The organism is Bacillus sp. CGMCC 1.16541 (assembly GCF_003184905.1).
In the GTDB taxonomy this organism is placed as follows: domain Bacteria; phylum Bacillota; class Bacilli; order Bacillales; family Bacillaceae_H; genus Priestia.
Genome location: NZ_QFRU01000032.1, coordinates 1 through 15,182 on the forward strand (window position 1 = coordinate 1; position 15,182 = coordinate 15,182).

Below are 15,182 nucleotides of genomic sequence, written 5' to 3' on the forward strand. Positions count from 1 at the left end.
TTAGGATAAATCCGAAACTTATAGGCTTTATTGACTAACATGACTTTCACCTCCTCGCGTGTTGAGATATACATCTTATACCATATTAGATAGATATTCCATTTCATTTAGAGGTGAAGATATGGAAACACAATCGGTTGTCTTAAGATTTTTTTAGATAGAGTCGACATATACAACGAGCGAAAGGGTTTTGGTACTCGTACACAAGCTATTTTTCATTTACTGCAACTCGCACTCGAACAGTCGGACAATCGAGATGGCAAGTAAGCCATCCCTTGCCTATCTCTCCATAAGAAAGCACCCCAAATGTTAGAATTGGTGTCTAACATTTGGGGTGCACTTCATTTTACTGAATTTTTTTCGGCAAGGGATGTTACGGCTTGAGACATATTAGATTAGTTTTTTAATCCTCTTGTCTTAGACTCTTTATTTATGGAATTTTTTAACTGTCTGTATGTCATTTGGCGTAAGAATCATGTTAGAACTTTTTTTATTTGCGACTAAGTCTGGAAGGGCATCTTGTGTTTTTCCTAATAGTCGATTTAAATTTGTGGTCATTTGGACAAATTCCTCATCATCGAGTACTTGCTTTGCGTGAAGATAGCAACTGATCGCGTAAGCAAGCGCACTCGTATCGATGGTGACTGATACATCTACATCTGAATTCCCACTATTAACAACCTTTGAATGATTGTGCAAGATGTTCTCCTCCTTGTGTAAGTATAAAATAGGGCATACCAAATTATTTATCTATTAAAAGCGTCTCGGTCTAAATACATTACGATTATCATTGTCATTTGTGTTATCGTTGTTATTGTCGTTGTCGTTTTCATTTGTGCTATTAATCGTATTGCGATTTCTACTTACAGCGTTCGAATCGGAGTTAGAGTCTGAATTTGCTCTAGCACTTTGACCTCTTTGACGCTGTTGCGTTTGCTGACGTTGTTCACCTTGTTGGTTTTGCTCACCATCTTGACGATTACGAGTTTGTTGATCTTGATCTGCCTCTTGCTTTTGAGCTGATTCTGCATTAGAGTCGATATGAACATGAACGTGAGAGTTTCCAATGTTTTCGATATGAACCGAGTTTGACCCTTCTGTTGTTTCAGTAGTAGGTCGATCATAATATTTCTTTTTTGATGGATATTGACAATTTGGTTTTTGTGGATAATACAAGTGAATTCCTCCTTACGTGGTATACTTATAAAGTATGTCAAAGATATGTTCATGAAAGGGCGTTTGTCCTAGGACAAGTGCTCATTTTTGTCCCAATATGATAAAGATCACGACAAGATACTTGTCCGTTCATGAAAAAAGCTATGTCATAGGAAACAAAAACGTTCCATTCGACATAACCTGATCCATAACTTAAGTAAAGAGCTAGAGACTTTGTATTCATCACTTCTATCGTTTCACTTGTCCATTCTTTTGCTGCTGTAACCAAATGAAAAAAGCACCTGCATCACGAACATTATGTTCAATGACGCCTTTATACACATCTTCACTTGTATAATAACGTCGATAGCCATTTTGTTGTTTTAAAGATAAAATTAAGTTTCGCTTTTCATCGGTTAGCATTGATTTTAATTGTTGCTGTTTCTTTAATTGCTGCCTGACCAACTCTGTGGATACTAGCCATATATCAAACTTCCACTCTTTTTCTAAACTATCTGCATACATTCCCCAATATAAACCGTTCGGTAAGTGAGGAGTTTTAGCAATGCGTTCATTACGATAAATCATTTTTTTCGGCTCAAAGCGCATCGTCAGCTCTCTGCCTAACCGAAAAAACGCATCCTCAAACATAACATCATTACCGATATAAACATCGATATCTCGCCAAGTCATCACATCTAAATCATAACTCCCAATAATTAAAGGATTGCCGTATTTTTTTAAAATAGAAAGTAAATGATAATCGTCTAATAATTCCGTTGCTTCGCGCTTTAGCTCGCTCGATTGTGATAGCAACTCATTCATAATCGTTACCCCTATCTTCAATAAATTGGTTATCTTGTTTATTCGACCTCTTTCGCAAAAATCCTTTTTCTTTTAGTAAGCAAAAAAAGAAAGTAGCTCTTCACTACTTTCTTTTTCATTTATATTTATTGTTGAACATACACAGAGACAGATCCTCCATTCACATAGAATTGCCCCCATCCGTCTGCATTAATCGTTACTTTATCTCCTCTGTTACCTGTCAAGTCACCCCATACCTCACCAGCATTTTGTTTTCCTACATACATCCACTTTGATCCACCTGGTCCATCCGTAATGAGAGTTGCTAACCCAGATTTTGCTTTTGTCCCGTCTCCTTCACGAGTCCAACCAATAACATCCCAGTGATCCATGTAGTTGTGTTGAGTACCGTATGCATAATCTTTACGTGCTTTTAATAACGGCTCTAACTTTGTTTTTAATGCAGGAATCTCATAGGAACTGTTTCCATTTGTTCCATACATATCACCGTAAAATACACTCGGGTAGCCTTGTGCTCTCGTTAAAATAAATGCATAAGCAAGTGGTTTAAACCAAGACTGTACAACGGATTCTAAAGACTGACCTGGCTGTGAATCATGATTTTCAACTAATGTCACAGCTTTCGTTGGATGCGTAGCTACGACAGTGCCATTTAATAAGTTTCTCATATCATAGTTTCCACCTGATTGAGACGCATAATGAAAATTGTAATGAAGCGGTGCATCAAAGACAGAATGATTATAATTCACTTTAGCTAAATAGTTGTTAATCGCATTCACATCATTTTGCCAATATTCAGCAACCGTAAACATTTCTTTTCCTGTTCGAGTACGAACGTGATTGACCCAATCTCCTAAATAATTGTGTTTAATATGCTTTACCGCATCTAAACGAAATCCATCTAAGCCAACTTCATTTGCATACCATACGCCCCAGTTTTTCATTTCATTCGCAACGTCTGGATGTTCAAAATCAACATCCGCATACATTAAGTAATCGTAGTTACCGTTTTCAGTGGAAACTTCCCAATCCCATGCTTTTCCTGTTCCGCGAAACTTAAAAATACGACTGGCATTCCGAGACTGATCCCAGTCTGTTCCATCAAAATGATACCACTTCCATTTAAACGAACTATGTGTATTCCCACGTCCAGGAAAGTTAAAGCCTGTCCAAGCTTGAATCATGTAGTCTCCTGATGTTTCCTGGTTTCGGTTAGAAGGGTTTACTTCGACTGCTGTTACATTTTCTGTATAATCGGCTCCCCCTTTATGATTCATGACGACATCTCCATATACTTGAATGCCGTTTGCTTTGAGTGTACTAACTGCTGACTTAAGTTCAGCCTTTGTTCCATACTTTGTGCGTACCGTTCCTTTTTGATTAAACTCACCCAGATCATACAAATCATACGCTCCGTATCCTACATCATTTTGACTTGTGCCTTTATAAGCAGGTGGCGTCCACACCGCAGAAACACCGATACTTTTTAAATACGTTGCGTCAGTGCGCAAACGGTTCCAGTGTTGTCCATCATTAGGTAAATACCATTCAAAGTACTGCATCATCGTACCGTTTTGTTTAGCTGCCTCCGCTTTATCACCTGGTGCAACCGTTAGCACTGCTAGTAATAAAAAAACAATTGAAACGAACCATGTTTTTGTTCCTTTTTTCTTCATACGGTCATCTCCTCCACTATTATGTAAGCGCTTCACATGATAAAATTAGAGATAAAAAACGAAAACTCCTTCTTCTTTTTAAAAAAGGAAACAATCGTCCTATTATTTTCACAATAAAGAAGAGAATCGTTATTTTACATACTATTTTTAATGCTCATTAAGAAAGAGAATAAGAAAGAAGAACTAAAAAAGCCCAAAAAAGACTATTCATATCTTTTTTGAGCTTCTATCTTATCGTTGCATTTCAAAAAAAGAGCGTGCTCCTAAAACGTATATCTCGCACCTTCACCTTCTCTCAAAAGATTTACCTATAGTAGTATGAAACGTTGGCATGCCCTACTCAAAATTTATAGAGACAATGAAATGTATTTCACTTCCAAATACTCATCGATTCCCCAATGACCACCTTCACGACCTAATCCACTTTCTTTAAACCCACCAAACGGAGCTTGTGCCGTCGAGGGAGCACCATCGTTTACACCGACAATTCCATATTCAAGTTGTTCTGATATCGAAATGGCTTCCTTAATCTGTTCAGTAAACACATATGCTGCTAAACCGTACGGTGAGTTGTTGGCTCGTTTAATGACTTCTTCTTCTGTTTGATACGTTGTAATCGGTGCAAGAGGGCCAAATGTTTCTTCAATCATACATTCCATCTCGTCTGTTACATTTGAAATGACGGTTGGTTCCATAAAGTTTCCACTTTGCTCATCAATCTCTTTCCCGCCTGTAAGAAGTTGACCTCCTTTATCAAGTGCATCTTGTATATGTTCTTTTACTTTTTCCACTGCACCCTCATCAATTAACGGCCCAATATCAATTCCTTCTTCCAAACCATTCCCCACCTTTAATTGTTGAACCGCTTTTGTGAATTCACTTGTAAACACTTCCGCCACTTCTTCATGAACGTACACACGATTTGTACAAATGCACGTTTGCCCTGCATTTCGAAACTTCGATCCGACTACTCCTTCTACTGCTTTTTTTATATCTGCATGCTTCGTTACAATAAATGGAGCATGACCGCCTAGCTCGAGGGACAACTTTTTGACGGTATCGGCAGCACTCTTCATTAACATCTTTCCAACTTCTGTTGAACCTGTAAACGATACTTTACGAACACGTTCGTCTTTCATCCACGCTTCACTAATTTCGCTTGCACTCCCTGTCACAACATTCAATACTCCTTTAGGAATGCCTGCTTCATGAGCTAACTCTGCTAGCTTAAGTGCTGTTAAGGGTGTTTGTGAGGCTGGTTTTACCACTGCCGTACACCCTGCCGCTAGAGCAGGTGCAACTTTTCTTGTAATCATCGCTGCTGGAAAGTTCCAAGGTGTGATAGCCGCAATGACTCCTACTGGTTGTTTATGTACAAAAATGCGTTTATTTGGAGCAGAAGCAGGAACGGTTTGCCCATATACCCGCTTTCCTTCCTCCGCATACCATGAAACAAACTGATTTGCATACGTAATTTCACCAAGCGCTTCTTTTTTTGGCTTCCCTTGCTCTTTGGTCATCAAAACGGCCAGCTCTTCTTTTTGTTCATCAATCTTTTTGTACCAATTCATTAATAACGCACTTCTTTCTTCAGCTGTTTTTTTTGCCCATGTTTGAAACGCTTCGTGTGCCGCATTTACAGCCAAAGTTGCTTCTCTCTTTCCTCCTTTAGGAACTGTCGTAAGAACTTCGCTTGTTGCTGGATTTGTAACGGTAATCGTATCGTTTGTTTTGATCCACTCTCCATTGATATACATTGAATCAAGTGTCATGTTATCCATCTCCTTTTGTTTTTATTAGTTTATATTTATCCTATCCACAAAAGAACAAACTTCTTCTTGTACTGTTACGACTCTCTAAAAGAAAATTTCTGTAAAAATCTACTTAGATGCTTAAAGTGTGATCTTAATGATTATTTAGCACATATATTAATTAAATCGTTTTTCATTACCAGGCATGATTTTAACTCTCTAACTTAAAATAATCAGGTGTCGTATTACTTTTTTAGGAGGATTATGAATGAATATGAATAGCCAAACTCATGAAAACATGCACATAGGTCAAGTTCCACAGCAAATGAACCACGGTGGTCACGAAATGTTTGATGTACATGAAACATTAGCAGGCTACATTAATGTCCTTGATCAATTTATGTTATTTCGACAATATGTACAGGACGCTGAGTTACTTTCAATTCTTGATCATCAATATTCATTTATTTTAGATGAGTACAATATGCTGACTCAATGTTTTTCATCCGGACAAAAGCCACCCCATCCAACACAAACGTACAACATGTCCCAAAGTCATGATTTTGTCTACGGATTGAAACCGTCTCAACCGAAAAAACCAAATCAGTCGATTAATGACATGAAAGACACTGGTGTTTCAGGGCATATGTTAGGGTTAATAAAAGCTCACGCATCCCTTTTGACGATGACATCTTTAGAAGTAACAAACCCAATCATTCGTCGAATGTTTGCTGATACCGTACCAAATTGGGTAGAGATGGCTTATGACATCGCCTTGTTCCAAAACAAACGTCATTATTATCAAGTGCCACAATTAGCACAACAAGATATGCAACAGATGACAACAAGTTTTGTACCAAGTCAAGCACAACCGCAAATGCCTTCGAACCAAACACATTAAAAAGAGAGAGACCGAACAATAAAGAGAAGAACTTCTTCGCTCGATTCTGTCCTAAACATCCCATGCCCATCACATCCACACACAAAAAAATAGATAGGCATGGGATGTTGCATATAAACTTACTTTTCTTCACTCTTCTTACTTATCAATCACCCTTCTTTTGTTTAGTTCAATTCACTTATTTTTTGTAACAGTTATGTATCAAACAAATGTAAAACTCACCTATTTTTGTGAATATATAATGAGTTTCTCATCTAAAACACCTGTTCTTTCGACAATATCTATCCTTATAGTTCAAAATATTCATACTATTTAATTTATTTATGATATATAATGTATACAACTTATAAGAAAGGAAGTGACATACAAAAGCATACTTGTTAAAAGGAGGTGTTAAGCAAACGTAGTTGGTGCAAGATGAATGTTGTATGAATGAAACAGAAACAAACATATTACACCTATCTAAGCTTTAAGCGAGTTTGCCATTATGTCCAGATTTACGATTCCTCTAAAAGAACGAATAAACAAATAAGCTGCGTCTCTATAAACAAAAGAGAGCAGCTTATTTGTATGTTTGACTGTTATAATTTTTATCATCAGTACTAGCTACTTGCTCTTTATAAACAAGAAAAATCATGACTTCTCCTTTTTCACTCCTTCCTCTAGAACTATCCTTCTTACTCATTCGCCCCACCTTTCACATTTCTTGAAGATGGGAGTTTCTCGCCTCCTTTACATAAAGTTAAACACGTTACACTTGCTCTCTTTTATTCAAATATTTTTTTGAATATATGTGTGGATTTTCTTTTAAGATGACGAACCTACAAAATATGTACATGTTCCTTTTCAATTTGGACAAGACTGTACTTATACATATTATCTAAACTACATGAATTGAGGTGAAAACATGGTAGCGTTGAATTTGGTTCTTGTTGCTCTTTTGATTGCATTAACGGCTTTTTTTGTTGCTACTGAATTTGCCATCGTAAAGATTCGTACATCGCGTATTAACCAATTAATCGAAGAAGGAAATAAAAACGCCCTTGCAGTTAAGCATGTGGTATCAAACTTAGATGAATACCTTTCTGCATGTCAGCTCGGTATCACCATTACAGCCTTAGGTCTTGGATGGTTAGGTGAGCCAACACTCGAACGACTTCTTCACCCATTGTTTCATAGCTTAGAACTAAACCCTTCCGTTTCAAAGATTTTATCATTTGCCATTGCATTTGCAGTCATTACTTTTTTGCATGTCGTGATTGGAGAACTTGCTCCAAAAACATTTGCAATTCAAATGGCGGAACGTGTCTCTCTTTTATTCGCTCGCCCCATTATCTGGTTCTACAAGATCATGTTTCCCTTTATCTGGGCGTTAAATGGTTCAGCCCGTGTTATTACGAGAATGTTTGGAGTCAACGCTGCATCTGAGCATGAAGTTGCTCACAGCGAAGAAGAATTACGCATTTTGTTATCTGAGAGCTTAAAGCGTGGAGAAATCAATCAATCTGAATATAAATACGTAAACAAAATATTTGAATTTGATAATCGCCTCGCAAAAGAAGTAATGGTACCACGAACAGAAATTGTCGCAGCATCTAAAGCTGACATTGTTGAAGTGTTCTTAAAAGTGGCTGGCATCGAAAAATATACACGGTATCCTGTTATAGAAGACAGTGACAAAGACCGCATTGTTGGGTTAATTAACATTAAGGAAATTTATAATGATCTTGTTTTTAATGAAAAAGATGGAACTGAAACACTCGAGTCGTATATTAAGCCCATTATGAAAGTAATTGAAACCATTCCCATTCACGATCTCCTTGTAAAGATGCAAACCGAACGTGTACAGATGGCAATTTTGTTCGATGAATATGGAGGGACCGCTGGTTTAATTACGGTCGAAGATATTGTAGAAGAAATTGTCGGTGAGATCCGAGACGAGTTCGATGTAGATGAGATCCCAGATGTTCAGAAAATCAAGGACGGCCATTACATTTTAGATGGGAAAATGCTAATTACAGAAGTGAACGAACTTCTTGGCACAGATATTAATGAAGAAGAAGTAGATACGATTGCCGGCTGGATTTTAACAAAGGATTTCGATGTAGGCAAAGGAGATATCGTTCGCCATGATGGCTACTACTTTAAAGTACTCATTATCGATGATCATCATATTAAATATGTTGAAGTAAAGAAACGAAAAACCGAAGAGCATACAGAAGAATCATAGGAATGAACCAGTTAACTGGTTCATTTTTTGTTTATCGCTTTCACATTCCTTAATTGGGCACCGTTTATTGGTCGTTGCATACTATGACAACGAATCAATACAAAAGGGTGTGAGAACATGAATGAACAGAAGTCTTATGTCGTGATGTTTGCTGCTTTTTTATGTACATTAACGCTGGTTACCGTTTTCTTTTTGTATGATACAGGAACGAAACAACCTTCCTCTCACCAACTGAACGCTTCACCTTCTAGTGAGTCATCCGTTCAAAACGAGGTTCAAAACACGATTAATCATAAAGGCGACGGCACTATCAATAACAACGTGACAAACTCCGTTGAGGTAGATGAAGGTAACACCATCGCCAACTCTCTTGCAAACAACATCGATGTCAGTGTGAACGTCACGATTGAAAACTCAGTCACAAACAATGTGAAAACAACACCACCACAATCAAGCGAATCTTCAAACCAGACAGATGAAACAAAAGCTTCCGATAAGACGAACGAAACAAACACTTCTATCCAAAAAGGCAATAAAGAAAACGAAAATCAGCCAAACAAGCAACGTGATAGTCAAAAGCAACTAGAACTAGTATGGGGAATTGATTCTGCAAGTGACACAACCGAAGAATTCAATTCATGCGTACGTAAAAACTTCGGAAATCCGGCTGTGTGGGGCCGCTATTTAGGTGATAAAAATAACGTTTCAAAAGGTGTGACAAAAGACGAAGCCTCGTTTATTCAATCAACAGGTGCAAAAGTGTTACTTATTTATAACCAATTTAAAGATGCTCGCGGATATGAATCAGGTAAAGAACAAGCTCAACTAGCCACCAAACTTGCTACTGACCTCGGTGTACCCGATGGAGTCGCCATTTTCGCTGATATTGAACCTAATTATCCTGTTGACGCTGACTTTATTGTTGGGTGGTTTGAGACAATGACAGCCTCTCCTTACAAGCCTGGAATTTACGGGATTTTTGACGCAGAAAGGGAATTAACAACAGCATTTGAAGAAGCTTCAAAACAAAATGAAGAACTTAAATCCAGTACTTATTTATGGACTGCAGCACCTAATATGGGAATCACAACCGAAAAAAACGCACCAAATTACCAACCTGAAGCACCAAAAGATGCACTTGTAGCAGGGTGGCAATACGGAATTGATGCCGAACAATGCAACATTGATACGAATTTATTTACGAGTGAAGCATTAGACGTTTTATGGTAGTAAAATCCTCTGCACTCTTTATTACTTGCTGCAAAACGGCATAATGAAGAGTGCTTATTTTCTACTCATTCTATTATTGACTACTTTTCCTCTTAAAATAGGTAATCGTATGAAGCAACACTCACAAGTATGAATATAGTATAAGAGAGTGAAGAAATAAAAGGAGTGAGTATATGAGCAACCCACAATTTTCAAAAGACAGCTTGAAATTTTTAGTAAATAGTACGTTAAAAAAGCATGGAGTATCTTCTAATAATGTGAAGAAACTATCTAATGCAGAACGCCAACAAATTCTATCAATGGTAAGAGATTTAAAACAAAACGTTGAAACGATTGTGAAAAACGCAAACAAACAACAAAATGCAGCGAAGCAACAAAATAACACGAAAAAATAACCTATTTAACTATGAATGGACCATGACACCTCACGTAATATATAGCCAATGAGGTTGGGACATAACGAAATGATTTCTTTTCAAAAACGAACAATGCCGTTTCTATAATCGTTAAGTTACAACAACAAGTTCGTTCCATTTCGCTCCAGCCTCTTTCTTTTTCATCTAGCATGTCTAACATACTCATTGCTCATTTTTCTCTTTTATTGAGTTCATTCATACAGCTAGATTCATAGCTTTATGTCATTAAAAGTTTCACAAACAGTCATTCACCCTTCTCTCGAACTCTTTTTCCTATTAGCTAGGTGTAAGCCAATTTTAATAGATTAGTAGAATAGCCTGTACCATCCTCACCTTCTTTTCATATACATATAATGTAGTTACTAAATGAAGGAGGAAGTTCAATTGAATCAACATGATTTTTGGTTTGGAACAAGAAATGGTAGAGGGAGTCAATCAGGTTCTAGACACGGTGATAGTTTTTCTCTATCAAACAAAGGCTATTCTGAAGTTGTTCAAAATACTCATGAAGAAATTTATGTAAAAGATTCTACTAATGTTGCTGTACTTTCTATTGATGCAAAAGCTGCATTATCTTTACAAGCTGCATTGCAAGCGGCGATCTCCGCTATTATTAGCCTTTCTTTACTTGACGATGACGACGATACAGCAAACCACATCACTCAAGAGTTATTAGGTGTTGTCAAAACAAAACAGTATAATTATCAAAAAACATATATTGAAGGTTCTGATAATGTATTAGTCGCAACGATTGACCTTGGTCTAGTTGTCAACTTACAAATCTTATTACAGTTATTACTTCTTTTAATCGTTGAATTAGACATTCTATAATTTTTTATAGAAATAAGAAAGCCAACCCCGTATGTACAGGGGTGGCTTTCTTATTTCTAATTGGTATCTTGTTTCATAAACAGGCGATCGGCATAAAACTCTAAAATTTCTCGTCGTCTTATAATCCCGATAAATACGCCTTGATCATCTACAACTGGTACGAAGTTTTGATCAATTGCTTTTGATAAAATGCTATCAATTTCGTCATGGATAGAAATTGGCTGGTAATCTTGATAGCGATCGACTTGTATAAGTGGAATTTGTTCAGTATCTTGAAAACGATAATCACCTAAACTTTTTAATTTCCACAGTAAATCTCCTTCTGTTAAAATTCCAACGTATTTCCCATCATCATCTACTAATGGTACAGACGAATAACGATGATATTCCATCTTCTCAAGTGCTTGTCGTAATGTTGAATTGATGTTTAATGTTACGACCTCATGTTTTGGAATTAAGAGAAAAGCAATATTCATTCGTTTTCATTCTCCTTTTTTGCCTTTTTAAATCTACAACATAAAAAGTCAGCTCTTAACACGCTTACGGAGTTAGCTGTCGGATTCGGATTATAAGAGTAACCCTGCCTTTTTCAAAAGGTTCACCCCAAGTAGTCGGTTCCCCCGTTCATCGTAAAATGATTAAGCGTTCATTTGCGACAAATAATACGAAAGTATATTACCGTTGTAAATATTTTCTGTCAAGCGAGATACATTGCTTTTTCACCCTATTTTTCGATGACTAAATGATTTTTCAAAATAACATTATGGTTATTTACCGACAAAATTATCTATATGTATCATAACCCCTTTTTTATTCCCCCTTCTTTTGTCTTACAAACTTCTTTTTCTCTTTGGCTCTTAGAATCTTCCTTATATTGCACTATATACACATTCGCGATAATGAGCATCTTTCCTTTAAAAAAATGGAAAACTCCGCAACTACCCATTTTTATCACAACCTCTACGTTTGTGCGTATGATAGTAATGTAACGTAAAGTAAATCACCTATAAGAAATACTTTTCATGTGTAACAGAAAATAAAAGGAGGCGTTTTGGATGGGCGCAGGTTGCGGAACTGGTGGATATAACGGAGGTTTTGCATTTTTAGTTGTTCTTTTCATTCTATTAATCATTGTTGGTTGTAGCTGTTTTGGTGGCGGCTGGTAAGCTGAAAAACAACCATGATTTGCAAAAGTTCTTCGTAAAAAAAGACCGTTTTGAAGCGGTCTTTTTTTCTGTTTAAACAGCTAATGAGTATCATGTAAGATTCAGTTTGAGCACGAATTAAAAGAGCGAAATAAAGCATGTTATAGACAATACCCTTTGCTTATCTGTTCTTCATTTCTTAGACTCTATAAACAAAAGGTATTGCCAATTACGTTTCACAAGCGTCTTTCATTTACGTTTTTTCATTCAATTTTATCTAAACGGAATAATGATTCACAAAAAACTCCCACATCATCTGACTGGCGTTAGGGCCTTGAGGATCCGTATACGTTCCTGATTCATCTCCACCTGACCAAGCATGACCCATACCGTGTATAATATGCTTTTCAACTATGACTTTTTCTTCTGTTACTGCGTATTTGTAACTTGTGTATCTGCGACCAAAAGGTACAGTTTCTTCATCAATATGAATATCAATGTCACGAATCCAATTATTATTTTCTCCATTATGAGCAAAATCGTTCGTGACAATCCACTGTGACACCACTTGATTCGCATTCTTTTCAATGACGGTTCGATCAGCTGTTCCTTGAAATACAATAACAGGAACGACTTTAGCATATTTCCCCATTTGCTTGTATGCTAACTTGCCTTGTTTCACTGGATTAGGTCCACCACTTGCCATTGCCGCGTATGCTCCTAATACATTCGTGGCTGCTTTATATTCAAGTCCCGCAACTACACCTACACCAGAAAATACATCAGGGTATGTCGCTCCTAAAATGACGCTCATCGCCCCTCCTGCAGATAATCCTGCAACGTAGACTTGACTTTCGTTAATGTTATACATATCTTTCACTTTATTCACCATGCCAACAATAATACGAGGCTCTCCCTTTCCTCTCTTTTGATGAGATGGTGAAAACCAATTCCAGCACTTCTTCATATTTGATTTTTCTGTTTGTTGTGGATATAGAACTAAAAAATTTTGTGTATCAGCTAATTCATTCATCTTCGTTCCAGCTGCAAAGTCGTTTGCATTTTGTGTACACCCATGTAACATCACCATAAGCGGGTACGACTCGCGGTCATCATAATGTTTTGGAACATACAGTTTAAACATCTTTCCTCCGAACATGTATGATTCAAAAGTACTTTCTTGAACAACATTCTCGAGCGAATCTTCCTCACAACTCTTACCACAAATCAACATTAAAATTGTGACGATCACCGTAAGCGCTTCAGACATGTGGCACCACCCTTTTTGTGAGCGTTTACATTCATGTATATGCGTAATGAAAACCCTTCATTTATATAAAATATTGAAATAGATGAAAATTGACACTAGTAAAAGATAAAAAAAAGCTAAATTTAGCTCTTGTTTACATAGAAACTCACTAATTGGAAAAGTTATCTAGTATAGAACAGAAGGAGGGACTTTTATGACAAAATCAAACATGCCTCAATCTCCTGAACCATTTTGGCGCAGTAACCTTCCATTACCTTCATTTGATGCACTTCAAAATGATTTAACCGTTGATGTAGCCATTATCGGTGGAGGTATAACAGGGATTACAACCGCTTATCTACTTACAAAACAAGGGTTAAATGTGGCTTTATTAGAGGCCAATGAATTGCTAAATGGTACAACGGGACATACAACAGCTAAATTAACCGCTCAACACGGTCTTATCTATGATGAATTAATTCAACACATTGGAAAAGAACAAGCAAAGAATTACTATAAAGCAAACAATGAAGCACTTCAATTTGTAAAAGATTTAATTGAAGAAAAACAGATTAATTGCGATTTCTCAACAGAAGATGCTTACATTTATACAAATTCAGACAAATACGTACAAAAAATCTACGATGAATATAAAGCATACCAAAAGCTAGACATTCCAAGTGACCTTACACATGAAATCCCTTTCGATTTCCCAATTAAGGAAGCTGTCGTTATGAAAAATCAAGCACAATTTCATCCTTTAAAATACTTATTTGCATTAGTCGAAGAGATAAAAAAAGCGGGTGGACAAATTTTCGAGCATACGGTAGCAACTGATATAAAAAAAGGAGAACAACCCATTGTATTGACGAAGAACGGCGTCAAAGTCACATGCAAACACGTTGTCATTGCGTCTCACTTTCCTTTTTATGATGGCAATGGCTTTTACTTTTCAAGAATGTATGCTGAGCGTTCTTATGTCATTGCGATTAAATCTGAAAAAGCCTATCCTGGTGGTATGTATTTGAGTGCTGAACAACCAACACGCTCACTTCGGTATACAGAAATGAACGGAGAAAAGTTGATTTTAATTGGTGGAGACAGTCACAAAAGTGGTCAAGGTGTTAATACGATGTATCATTATAAAGCACTGCAAGATTTTGCCGAAGAGACATTTGGTATAAACGAATACTTATACCGCTGGTCAGCTCAAGATTTATATACACTCGATAAAGTGCCTTATATCGGTTCTATTACACCGAAGAAGAAAAACATTTTTGTCGCAACGGGCTACCGAAAATGGGGAATGACAAACGGAACCGCTGCTGCTCTTCTTCTGCGAGATTTAATTACAGAGCGCGAGAACCCTTATATGGAATTATTTTCTCCTTCACGCTTTAATGCCGATCCTAGCATCAAACAATTTTTAATGCAAAACTTTGATGTTGCAGGTCATCTAATAGAAGGGAAATTAGACATTGGCGACAAACAAATAAAAGATTTAGAAATGGGTGAAGGTGCTGTCGTACTCATCAAAGGGAAACGATCAGGGGCATACAAAGATCTAGATGGTAAGGTTCATTGCATCGATACGACTTGTACACACTTAGGTTGTGAAGTTGAATGGAATGCTGGAGATACGACGTGGGACTGTCCTTGTCATGGTTCAAGGTTTTCTTATGATGGACAAGTTATTGAAGGTCCTGCAAATAAACCTTTAAAACATGTGGAAACGGAATAGACTTGCTTTTCAACAGCATAAATAAGCCCCCT

The 15,182-nt window shown here is 37.0% G+C and carries 15 protein-coding genes and 1 riboswitch; of the genes, 7 read left to right on the plus strand and 8 right to left on the minus strand.

What is annotated here, in order from left to right; translation table 11 throughout:
• Positions 1-426 precede the first annotated feature (426 nt).
• The 5 genes from DIS06_RS18435 to DIS06_RS18455 form a co-directional block, all read right to left on the minus strand.
• On the minus strand, positions 427-699 hold the full coding sequence (locus DIS06_RS18435) for a hypothetical protein (RefSeq protein ID WP_110114705.1): 273 nt from the start codon (positions 697-699) through the stop codon (positions 427-429).
• A gap of 54 nt (positions 700-753) precedes the next feature.
• Positions 754-1,176 (minus strand): hypothetical protein, encoded by a 423-nt coding sequence (locus DIS06_RS18440; protein WP_110114706.1) that lies wholly within the window; start codon positions 1,174-1,176, stop codon positions 754-756.
• Positions 1,177-1,404: 228 nt separating this feature from the next.
• The gene (locus tag DIS06_RS18445; RefSeq protein ID WP_110114707.1) at positions 1,405-1,980 is read right to left on the minus strand and encodes a hypothetical protein; all 576 of its coding nucleotides are present in this window, start codon (positions 1,978-1,980) and stop codon (positions 1,405-1,407) included.
• Positions 1,981-2,105: 125 nt separating this feature from the next.
• Positions 2,106-3,656 carry an alpha-amylase gene (gene amyS, locus DIS06_RS18450; protein WP_110114708.1) on the minus strand — a complete coding sequence of 517 codons (1,551 nt, stop codon included), beginning with the start codon at positions 3,654-3,656 and terminating at the stop codon, positions 2,106-2,108.
• 347 nt (positions 3,657-4,003) lie between these two features.
• The gene (locus DIS06_RS18455) at positions 4,004-5,413 is read right to left on the minus strand and encodes an NAD-dependent succinate-semialdehyde dehydrogenase (protein WP_204166826.1); all 1,410 of its coding nucleotides are present in this window, start codon (positions 5,411-5,413) and stop codon (positions 4,004-4,006) included.
• Positions 5,414-5,675: 262 nt separating this feature from the next.
• On the opposite strand from DIS06_RS18455, the gene DIS06_RS18460 reads away from it, so the two are divergent.
• Complete coding sequence (locus DIS06_RS18460) at positions 5,676-6,308, plus strand: spore coat protein (protein WP_110114710.1); 633 nt, start codon at positions 5,676-5,678, stop codon at positions 6,306-6,308.
• Between the two features lie 562 nt (positions 6,309-6,870).
• Here DIS06_RS18460 and DIS06_RS20830 read toward each other — a convergent pair.
• Complete coding sequence (locus DIS06_RS20830) at positions 6,871-6,993, minus strand: hypothetical protein (protein ID WP_275425447.1); 123 nt, start codon at positions 6,991-6,993, stop codon at positions 6,871-6,873.
• 222 nt (positions 6,994-7,215) lie between these two features.
• Here DIS06_RS20830 and DIS06_RS18465 point away from each other — a divergent pair, with 222 nt between their 5' ends.
• The 4 genes from DIS06_RS18465 to DIS06_RS18480 all read left to right on the plus strand — a co-directional run bounded on the left by DIS06_RS18465 (position 7,216) and on the right by DIS06_RS18480 (position 11,015).
• The gene (locus tag DIS06_RS18465; RefSeq protein ID WP_110114711.1) at positions 7,216-8,538 is read left to right on the plus strand and encodes a hemolysin family protein; all 1,323 of its coding nucleotides are present in this window, start codon (positions 7,216-7,218) and stop codon (positions 8,536-8,538) included.
• Positions 8,539-8,655: 117 nt separating this feature from the next.
• Positions 8,656-9,768, plus strand: a complete 1,113-nt coding sequence (locus DIS06_RS18470; RefSeq protein WP_239422148.1) for a glycoside hydrolase domain-containing protein — start codon at positions 8,656-8,658, stop codon at positions 9,766-9,768.
• A gap of 173 nt (positions 9,769-9,941) precedes the next feature.
• The gene (locus DIS06_RS18475; protein WP_110114712.1) at positions 9,942-10,163 is read left to right on the plus strand and encodes a hypothetical protein; all 222 of its coding nucleotides are present in this window, start codon (positions 9,942-9,944) and stop codon (positions 10,161-10,163) included.
• 405 nt (positions 10,164-10,568) lie between these two features.
• Complete coding sequence (locus DIS06_RS18480; RefSeq protein ID WP_162596023.1) at positions 10,569-11,015, plus strand: spore coat protein; 447 nt, start codon at positions 10,569-10,571, stop codon at positions 11,013-11,015.
• A gap of 56 nt (positions 11,016-11,071) precedes the next feature.
• Here DIS06_RS18480 and DIS06_RS18485 read toward each other — a convergent pair whose 3' ends face one another.
• A complete protein-coding gene (locus tag DIS06_RS18485; protein WP_110114714.1) occupies positions 11,072-11,491 on the minus strand; it encodes a CBS domain-containing protein in 420 nt (139 codons plus the stop codon).
• Positions 11,492-11,536: 45 nt separating this feature from the next.
• Positions 11,537-11,670: riboswitch (cyclic di-AMP (ydaO/yuaA leader) on the minus strand.
• Positions 11,671-12,070: 400 nt separating this feature from the next.
• Between DIS06_RS18485 and DIS06_RS18490 the strand changes: the two genes are divergently transcribed.
• Positions 12,071-12,181: a YjcZ family sporulation protein gene (locus DIS06_RS18490; protein WP_110114715.1), complete on the plus strand. Its 111-nt coding sequence runs from the start codon at positions 12,071-12,073 to the stop codon at positions 12,179-12,181.
• Positions 12,182-12,437: 256 nt separating this feature from the next.
• On the opposite strand, the gene DIS06_RS18495 is transcribed toward DIS06_RS18490, so the two are convergent.
• Positions 12,438-13,430: an extracellular catalytic domain type 1 short-chain-length polyhydroxyalkanoate depolymerase gene (locus DIS06_RS18495; protein ID WP_239422150.1), complete on the minus strand. Its 993-nt coding sequence runs from the start codon at positions 13,428-13,430 to the stop codon at positions 12,438-12,440.
• 193 nt (positions 13,431-13,623) lie between these two features.
• Here DIS06_RS18495 and DIS06_RS18500 point away from each other — a divergent pair, with 193 nt between their 5' ends.
• A complete protein-coding gene (locus DIS06_RS18500; protein ID WP_110114716.1) occupies positions 13,624-15,150 on the plus strand; it encodes an FAD-dependent oxidoreductase in 1,527 nt (508 codons plus the stop codon).
• Positions 15,151-15,182 lie beyond the last annotated feature (32 nt).